Here is a 265-nt window from a genome sequence, read left to right as displayed (position 1 = left end):
ACGGACATAGCCTTGTGAAGTTTGTAGGCCTTTAATACGGCCATCTTCAATGTCCATACCCAATACTTCACATTGCTGAATAATTTCTACACCTAGTGCACTCGCTGCACGGGCAAAGCCCCAAGCCACCGCATCGTGACGAGCAATACCAGCGCGTGGCTGGTAAGTCGCGCCCAATACCGGGTAGCGAGAACGGGTGCTACAGTCTAGCAACGGGATGTGCGCTTTCACTTCCGCAGTATTCAACAACTGTGCATCAATACCG

1 protein-coding gene is annotated in these 265 nt (G+C 51.7%); it reads right to left on the bottom strand.

All coding sequences use genetic code 11. The features are described 5' to 3' along the window. The coding region (locus tag LIN78_RS18020; RefSeq protein ID WP_227182271.1) for an FAD-dependent oxidoreductase at nt 1-265 on the bottom strand (265 nt) is incomplete at both ends.

It is taken from the genome of Leeia speluncae (assembly GCF_020564625.1).
Classification (GTDB): Bacteria; Pseudomonadota; Gammaproteobacteria; order Burkholderiales; family Leeiaceae; genus Leeia; species Leeia speluncae.
This window is presented reverse-complemented; position numbering and strand designations above follow the sequence as displayed.